Annotated in this window: 6 protein-coding genes and 1 pseudogene; all 7 read left to right on the top strand. The window is 65.3% G+C overall.

Translation table 11 applies throughout. The features are described 5' to 3' along the window. A pseudogene (locus ABGA94_RS11885) lies at positions 1–130 on the top strand (AraC family transcriptional regulator); the annotation flags it as partial. Between the two features lie 82 nt (positions 131–212). Beyond that, the gene (locus ABGA94_RS11880; protein ID WP_032954270.1) at positions 213–1,016 is read left to right on the top strand and encodes a redoxin family protein; all 804 of its coding nucleotides are present in this window, start codon (positions 213–215) and stop codon (positions 1,014–1,016) included. A gap of 30 nt (positions 1,017–1,046) precedes the next feature. Then, the gene (gene dsbG, locus ABGA94_RS11875) at positions 1,047–1,886 is read left to right on the top strand and encodes a thiol:disulfide interchange protein DsbG (RefSeq protein WP_053499661.1); all 840 of its coding nucleotides are present in this window, start codon (positions 1,047–1,049) and stop codon (positions 1,884–1,886) included. A gap of 514 nt (positions 1,887–2,400) precedes the next feature. After that, the gene (locus ABGA94_RS11870; protein WP_095377154.1) at positions 2,401–3,831 is read left to right on the top strand and encodes a DcaP family trimeric outer membrane transporter; all 1,431 of its coding nucleotides are present in this window, start codon (positions 2,401–2,403) and stop codon (positions 3,829–3,831) included. A gap of 76 nt (positions 3,832–3,907) precedes the next feature. After that, entirely contained in the window at positions 3,908–5,260 is a 1,353-nt protein-coding gene (gene adiC, locus ABGA94_RS11865) for an arginine/agmatine antiporter (protein WP_005410068.1), read from the top strand. A gap of 20 nt (positions 5,261–5,280) precedes the next feature. After that, positions 5,281–7,569: an Orn/Lys/Arg decarboxylase N-terminal domain-containing protein gene (locus ABGA94_RS11860; protein ID WP_005417105.1), complete on the top strand. Its 2,289-nt coding sequence runs from the start codon at positions 5,281–5,283 to the stop codon at positions 7,567–7,569. Positions 7,570–7,597: 28 nt separating this feature from the next. Next, a partial coding sequence (locus ABGA94_RS11855; protein ID WP_375367369.1) for a cation diffusion facilitator family transporter occupies positions 7,598–8,514 on the top strand: 917 nt, incomplete at its 3' end.

Below are 8,514 nucleotides of genomic sequence, written 5' to 3'. Positions count from 1 at the left end.
GACGCCGGCCAACTATCGGCGGCAGGTCAACAACAAACGGCGCGAACGGCCGCTGTTGTCGTCGGTGGCGGGCAGCCTGCGCGGGCTGCAACCGGCGCCTGGCATGCAGATGCCGCGCAGCGCGGCCTGAAGCCGGCGTTGGGCGTCGCACTTGCAACCTGGGCGCGACGCTTTGACCATGCAGGCAACGAGATGATGGGACAGGTGGGTTGATGTCGAGTGTTGGACCGGTGCCGATGCCGGTGGTGCTGATCCTGATGTGCGTGCTGCTGGCCATGGCGGTGGCCCACCTGTGGCCGCGGCCGAAGGACGGGATGGCAGTGCCTTCCGGGGCCAGCCTGGTCCTGGACATGTTGCTGATCGGCCTGCTGTGTGGACGCATCAGCTTCGTGGCCTTGAACTTCGCGCTCTACCGCGAGGCCCCCTGGAGCATCCTGCAGATCGCCGACGGTGGGTATCACCTTGCAGTCGTGCTGGTTGCGGGCCTGGCGTGGGGCACCTGGCGGCTGCGGTTGTGGCGCGCGTTACGTGCGCCGGTGTTGGCGGGCGCGCTGGTGGGTGTGGTGCTGTGGGCGGCGGGCAGCCACCTGCTGGCAACATGGCAGGAGCAGCGGATGCCGCTGCCGGCGGTACAGGTGGCCGATCTGCAGGGGCGCAGGATCGATCTGCAGCAGTTCCGTGGCAAACCGGTGGTGCTGAATCTCTGGGCCAGCTGGTGTGGTCCCTGCCGTCGCGAGATGCCGGTACTGGCATCCGCACAGCAGACCCACACTGACGTGCAGTTCGTGTTCCTCAACCAGGGGGAAACCCTGGACGAAGTGAAGGGTTTCATCGCATCCGAACAGCTCTGGCTGGGCAACGTATTGCTGGACGATACCGCGTCGGCGTCAACCGTGCTGGGTGTACAGGCCTATCCGTCGACGCTGTTCTTCGACGCCGAAGGCCGCCTGCGTGAACTGCACCTTGGCGAACTGACGGCGGCGGGTCTTGAACACAAACTGCGCCGGCTGCGGTAGCCTGCGCGGGCATCTCACTACGGAGTTCCCATGTTGTCGACTTCCCTGCGCATCGCTCCGGCGGTGCTGTTGCTGCCGGTCATGCTGGCATTGGCCGCCTGCAGCCAGGCCCAGACCCCGCCGGGCAAGGCGGCCGCGCCGGCAGCGAGCGCTCAGGCCCCAGCGGCCAAGGGCGAGCGCCCCGCAGTGCTGAAAGGCATCGAGAAGCACGGTTTTGAAGTCGTTGCCGAGTTCGATGCACCGGGTGGCCTGCGTGGATTCGCTGGCGTGGTGGGCGGGCAGCAGCCGGCCGCAGCCTATGTCACCGCCGACGGCAAGCATGTGCTGGTAGGCAGCCTGTTCGATGCCGAGGGCAACGACGTGGCCGCCGAGGCGGTGGAGAAGCTGGTCGCAGCACCGATGTCGGCCAAGATGTGGACCAAGCTGGAGGCCAGTGCCTGGGTGCGTGACGGCAAGGCCGATGCGCCGCGCGTGGTCTATACCTTCAGTGATGCCAACTGCCCGTACTGCCACAAGTTCTGGGAAGCGGCGCGTCCGTGGGTCGACGCCGGCAAAGTGCAGTTGCGCCACATCATGGTCGGCGTGATTCGCGAGGACAGCCCGGCCAAGGCTGCGGCCATCCTGTCTGCGCGTGACCCGAGTGCGGCCTTGCTGGAAAACGAACACCAGTTCGACCGTGGTGGCATCAAGGCCCTGCCGAGCATCAGCCGCGAGATCGCCGCCAAGCTCGACGCCAACCAGGTGCTGATGATTGAAATGGGCTTCCAGGGCACGCCGGGCATCCTGTTCCAGGATGCACAGGGCCAGGTGCAGCGTCGCGCCGGCCTGCCACAGGGCGCTGACCTGCAGACGGTGCTGGGCCCGCGCTGACCGGCACCCACGCCGTGATGCGACACCACAGGCCCGCATGGCAGCATGCGGGCCTGTTGCTTTTCGTCACCTGTGCGGGTGATGCAGGCTGCGCACCTCCTGTTCGTCGTCACGTCTGAATCGTGACTGACATCAAGCATCGCGCCTTGATTCCAATCAAGGCCAAAAACGACAGGCGGACTAGCCTGTGACGCATGGAATACAGCGTCAACGCGCCAGGGATGCCGCGCCTGACACGCCCTGAACCGGGGCAGTCGGCACAGCCATTCACGACGTTCTCACTCCCTGGTTGTTACCCAGACCGCTGCGGTCGCCACCTCTCCGGCAGTGCGGCCCTGATGGCGTCGATATCGGTACGGGCGGGGCAGTGTCATCGTCCTGTTGCCTGCCACGCGCAGGCTGGCCGGTGTCGTCGACGCAGTACCCGCATTTCCAGCAACGGCAACGCAATGTCGGAGCTGCGCCTGTGCGCGCGCCGTCAGTGCGCTGCGAATGTTCGTCCAGGGAGGATGCAATGCGCTTTGCGGTACTGAGTCTGGCCTGCCTGACCGCGCTGGCGGTCACGCCGGCCTATGCGCAGCAGAATGGCCAGGAGGATGCGCACGCATTGCGCCAGGAAATCGCTGCCATGCGGCAGGCACTGGAGGGCATGCAGAAGCGCCTGGATCAGCTCGAACAACGCGAGGGCGCTGTCGCGGCCGCTGCGCAGGTAGCGGCGCCGGTGACACCACTTGGCAGCAGCGCCAACCTGCTGCATCCCACCCAGGTGCCGGGTGTGGCGCAACCGGTGCTGCCGCAGCGCGAATCGGTGGCCGATCCCTCAACGGCGGCCTCGCGTCCCGACAGCGCTGCTGGGCCGACCGACCCGGATCTGAAGGGCTTCTTTGCCATTCCAGGTACTGACACGGTGATCCGCATTGGCGGCTATGCCAAGCTCGATGCGATTGCCGATTCGCGTGCGGCCGGTGACGAGGATCAGTTCATCCCTTCGTCGATGCCGGTGGGCGGCAGCCATCGCGATGTTTCCAATTTCAACATCCACGCCAAGCAGACCCGCTTCAGCTTCGAGGCGCGGCGCCCGACCACGCACGGCAACCTGCGCTTCTACCTGGAGAATGATTTCTTCGGCAGCAGCGATGGCTACGCGTTCCGCCTGCGCCATGCGTATGGCCAGCTTGGCAATACCTATGCCGGCTACGGTTACTCCAGTTTCATGGACCCGGACAGCCTGCCCGACACGCTCGACTTCGCCGGTCCCGGCGGCGCCGGCTATCTGCTGGTGGCCGGCATCCACCACAGCTTCGCGATGGGCAAGGGCAACACCCTGACGCTGGCCGCCGAAGACCCCAAGACCGAACTGGCCGGTGCCAGTGATGAACGGGCCGCAGTGAACCGGCTGCCGGATGTGACCGTGACCGCACGCATGGAGCGTGACTGGGGCCATCTTCAGCTGGGCGCGGTGGCGCGCAGCCTGGCCTATGACGGCGAGGGCGAGCGCGACCGGCGCATGGCCGGCGGCCTGCAGTTCAGTGGCTCGGCATCGGTAGGCGAGCGCGATCTGTTGCTGTTCGGCGCGCTCGGCGGGCGCGGCCTCAGCCGCTACACCGCGGACCTGACCGGCTCCGGGCTGGACGCGGTGGTCGGTGCCGATGGCCGTCTCGACGCGCTGGACCTGCACGGCGGCTTCGTCGGCTACACGCATTACTGGTCCGAGCTGTGGCGTTCGAACCTGATCTTCGGCCAGCTGACCCTGGAGCGGAACGCGGCACTCGCTGCCGACGCCTTCCGGCAGAGCCGATACGGCGTGTTCAACCTGATCTGGAGCCCGGCGCCGTCGTGGACGATGGGCATGGAGCTGCTGTACGGCCGCCTGGAACAGCAGGGCGGCGCGCGCGGCGACACGGTCCGGGTGCAGGGCAGCCTGCAATACAACTTCATCAAGTAAGCGCCAGCGGCGTTACGCCAGCGCAACCGTCCCCACGCCCGGCCGCACCGGGCTCATGCCAGTACAGGAGATTGTCATGGCAGAAGCAAAGAAAATCGGGGTGGTCGGAGCCACCTTCCTCGTCGCCGGCAACATGATGGGCTCAGGCGTGTTCCTGTTGCCGTCCAGCCTGGCCAAGATCGGTACCGCATCGATCTGGGGCTGGCTGATCACCACGGCCGGTGCGCTGTTGCTGGCCTTCGTATTCGCCAAGCTGGGCAAGCTGGCGCCGAAGGCGGGCGGTCCGTATGCCTATGCGCGTGACTGGTTCGGGCCTTACATGGGCTTCCAGACCAATACCATCTACTGGTTCGCCAACTGGATCGGCAACGTTGCCATACCGATCGCCGCGGTGGGCTACTTCAGCTACTTCTTCCCGATCCTGTCCGAGCCGCTGGTGCGCTGCATCGCGGTGCTGATCCTGGTGTGGGCGCTGAGCTTTGCCAACGTGATCGGCCCGGCCTTCGTCAGCCGTGTGCAGACGGTCACCACCAGTTTCGCGCTGGTGCCGATCCTGGGCATCGCCATTTTCGGCTGGTTCTTCTTCGATGCCGACATTTTCAAGGGCGCCTACAACGTGTCCGGTGAGTCCAACTTCGGTGCGATCTCCAGTGCCGCGGCACTGACCCTGTGGGCCTTCATCGGTGTCGAGTCTGCATCGGTGACTGCCGGTGTGGTCGAAAATCCGGAGAAGAACGTCGCCCGCGCGACGCTGGCCGGTGTGTTCCTGGCTGCCATCGCCTACATCGCCAGTTCCTCAGTGATCATGGGCATGGTGCCCAATGGCGAGCTGCAGACCTCCGACGCGCCGTTCGCGCTGGCGGCGGCCAAGGCGGTCGGCGGCTGGGGCGGCGCGCTGGTCAGCCTGTGCGCCTTCATCGGCGCTGCCGGTTCGCTGGGCGGCTGGATCCTGCTGACCGCGCAGAGTGCCAAGGCGGCCTCGGATGATGGCCTGTTCCCGAGCATCTTCAGCAAGACCAACAAGGACGACGTGCCGGTCAAGGGCGTGCTGATCGTGGCGGTGCTGATGACCCTGGCGGTGCTGGTGACGTCCACCTCGGAAACCGCGTCGGCCCAGTTCGACGTGATCACGTCGGCGGCCGTGGTGCTGACCCTGCTGCCCTACATCTACTCGTGCGTGGCCTGCTACTTCGTGGTCGAGCGTTCGCACACCCTGGTCCATACCGGTGCGTTCTGGACCCTCACCAGCCTGACCGTCGTGTACTGCCTGTGGGCGATCTACGGCTCGTCGGGAACCATCGTGCAATACGCCTTCCTGTTCGTGCTGTTCATCACCGTGTTCTATCCCTTCTTCAGCGAGGAGCGCCGCCAGCAGCGGCAGCGCGCCCGCGAGGCATCGGCCATCAGCGCCGGCGCCCAGCGTTCCTGAGTTCGACAAGGAGAATCAACGTGTACTTCAAGTCCCTGGACTACCCGGTCATTGTCATCGACAACGACTACGAGTCGCCGCGCATCGGCGGCATCCTGATCCGCGCCCTGGTGGAAGAGCTGCGCAGCAACGACCAGCGGGTGCTGTGCGGGCTGAACCTGGATGATGCGCGTGCCGGAGCCCGTACCTACGTGGCGGCCTCGGCGGTGCTGATCTCGATCGATGGCAGCGAAGAGGTGGATGGCGAGTTCCAGCGCCTCACCGCCTTCCTGCGCGAGCAGAGTGCGCGCCGCGCCAACCTGCCGGTGTTCCTGTACGGCGAGCGCCGCACCATCGAAAAGGTGCCGAGCAAGCTGCTCAAGTACATCCACGGCTTCATCTTCCTGTTTGAAGACACCAAGAGCTTCATCTCGCGGCAGGTGATGCGCGCGGCCGAAGACTACATGAAGAATCTCTTGCCGCCGTTCTTCAAGGCGCTGATCCATCATGCGGCAGAGTCGAACTACTCCTGGCATACGCCGGGCCATGCAGGCGGCGTGGCATTCACCAAGTCGCCGGTCGGCCGTGCGTTCCACCAGTTCTACGGTGAGAACACCCTGCGCAGCGATCTGTCGATCTCGGTGCCGGAGCTGGGCTCACTGCTGGATCACACCGGCCCGATCAAGGATGCCGAGGAAGAGGCGGCGCGCAACTTCGGTGCCGACCATACCTTCTTCGTCACCAATGGCACCTCCACCGCCAACAAGATCGTCTGGCATGGCACGGTGGCCCGCGGCGACGTGGTGTTCGTCGACCGCAACTGCCACAAGTCGCTGCTGCACGCGCTGATCATGACCGGCGCGGTGCCGGTGTACTTCACCCCAAGCCGCAACGCACACGGCATCATCGGCCCGATCAGCCTGGATCAGTTCACACCGGAATCGCTGCAGCAGCGCATCGCCGCCAACCCGCTGGCCAGCCAGGCCTACAAGGCCGGTTCCAAGCCGCGCATTGCAGTGGTGACCAACTCGACCTACGACGGCCTGTGCTACAACGCCGAGAAGATCGCCGACGAAATCGGCAGCGCGGTCGACTTCCTGCACTTCGACGAAGCCTGGTACGCCTACGCCGCGTTCCATCCGTTCTATGAGAACCACTACGGCATGGCCAAGGGCAAGCCGCGCGAGCAGGATGCGATCATCTTCACCACGCATTCCACCCACAAGTTGCTGGCCGCGTTCTCGCAGGCGTCGATGATCCACGTACGCAACTCGGCGCAGCGCGACCTGGATGCCGAGCGCTTCAACGAGTCGTTCATGATGCACACCTCGACCAGCCCGCATTATGGGGTGATCGCGGCCTGTGACGTGGCCTCGAAGATGATGGAGGGCGAGGCCGGCCGTTCGCTGGTGCAGGAAATGCATGACGAGGCGATCGCCTTCCGCCGCGCGATGCTGCACGTGCGTGACGACCTCGGGCGCGACGACTGGTGGTTCAGTGTGTGGCAGCCGACCAAGGTCGAGCGCAGCCTGGACAAGGGCGATACGCCGGCTCCGCTGGTGGCCAAGCGCGAGGAGTGGTACCTGCAGCCGGATGCGCACTGGCACGGCTTCGAGAATCTGGTCGATGACTACGTGCTGATCGACCCGATCAAAGTGACCCTGCTGACCCCGGGCCTGGCGATGGACGGCAGCATGGGCACGCTGGGCATTCCGGCGGCGGTGCTGAGCAAGTTCCTGTGGGGCCGCGGCATCACTGTGGAGAAGACCAACCTGTATTCGGTGCTGTTCCTGTTCTCGATGGGCATCACCAAGGGCAAGTGGAGCACGCTGGTCACCGAGCTGATGGCCTTCAAGGAGCTGTACGACTGCAACGCGCCGTTGAGCCAGGCATTGCCGACGCTGGCGGCGGACTATCCGATTGCCTACGCTGGCTGGGGACTGCGTGACCTGTGCGATGCATTGCACGCGTTCAACCAGGAATTCGAGGTCGCCAAGGTGATGCGCGAGATGTACGTGGATCTGCCGACGCCGGTGATGACCCCGGCCGATGCCTACAACCACCTGGTGAAGGGCGAGATCGAGCGGGTCGACATCGAGCAGCTCAGTGGTCGCGTCGCGGCGACCATGCTGGTGCCGTATCCGCCGGGCATTCCGACCATCATGCCGGGCGAGCGATTCGGCGACAGCGACGAGCCGATCATCCAGTCACTGCGTATTGCCCGTGAACAGAATGCGCGTTTCCCGGGCTTCGAGTCGGATGTGCACGGGCTCATCATCGAGCACGATGGCGATGTGACATCGTACAAGGTGGAGGTGCTGAAGGCCTGACCGGGGACGGTCGGCCCTTCGGCGAGCGATGGATACCGCGCGCGAGCAACGCATCCTGAAGTTCTCCATCGGGGTGACCATCGCGGTGAGCGCGGTCGGCTTCATCGGTGGCCTGCTGGTGGGATCGCAGGCGATCCTGTTCGACGGCGTGTACAGCCTGGTCGACGTTGCCTTGACCCTGGTGTCGTTGTCGGTACTGCGGCTGGTGGCGCGGGAGCAGAGCCCGCGCTTCCAGTACGGCTATTGGCATCTGGAGCCGATGGTCGAGGCACTCGGCGGGGTGATCCTGTCGCTGGCCTGCGTGTACGCGCTGGCCAACGCGGTCATCGGCTTGACCACGGGCGGGCACGAAGTGAAATTCGGGCCCGCGCTGTGGTGGGCGGCGCTGCTGAGTGCCAGCAACCTGGCAATGGCGACGTTCGTCGCGCAGCGTGCGCGGCGCCTGCGCTCGGCGTTGTTGTGGCTGGATGTAAGAGGCTGGCTGCTGGGTGGATTGATGAGCCTGGCGGTGGTGCTGGCCTTCGTGCTGGCCCTTGTCCTGCATGGCGGCGAGTGGCACCACTGGGTCCCGTACCTGGATTCGATCGTGCTGGCGTTGATCAGCCTGGCGGTACTGCCAGTGCCGGCGCGCAGTGCATGGAAGGCCATGCGCGAAGTGCTGCAGGTGGCGCCGGATGACCTGGACCGGCGCGTGCAGCAGGTAATGCAGGCATTCGTGTCCGAGCGTGGCTATGCCGGTTTCACCAGCCACGTGGCGAAGATGGGGCGGATGCGCTTCATCGAGATCCATGTGCTGGCAGACCCCGGTACGCCATTGGGCTCGGTGGGCGAGGTCGATGCGATGCGCGATGAGATCGAACGCATCGGCGGCACCGATTCTCACGACTGGTTCCGCGTCGTGGTGAAGGAAGGCCGCAACCGCGAAGTGCGCCGCCTGTGGGAATC

Origin of the sequence: Stenotrophomonas sp. 3diitr2024, assembly GCF_042136455.1 — a bacterium.
Classification (GTDB): Bacteria; Pseudomonadota; Gammaproteobacteria; order Xanthomonadales; family Xanthomonadaceae; genus Stenotrophomonas; species Stenotrophomonas sepilia.
This window is presented reverse-complemented; position numbering and strand designations above follow the sequence as displayed.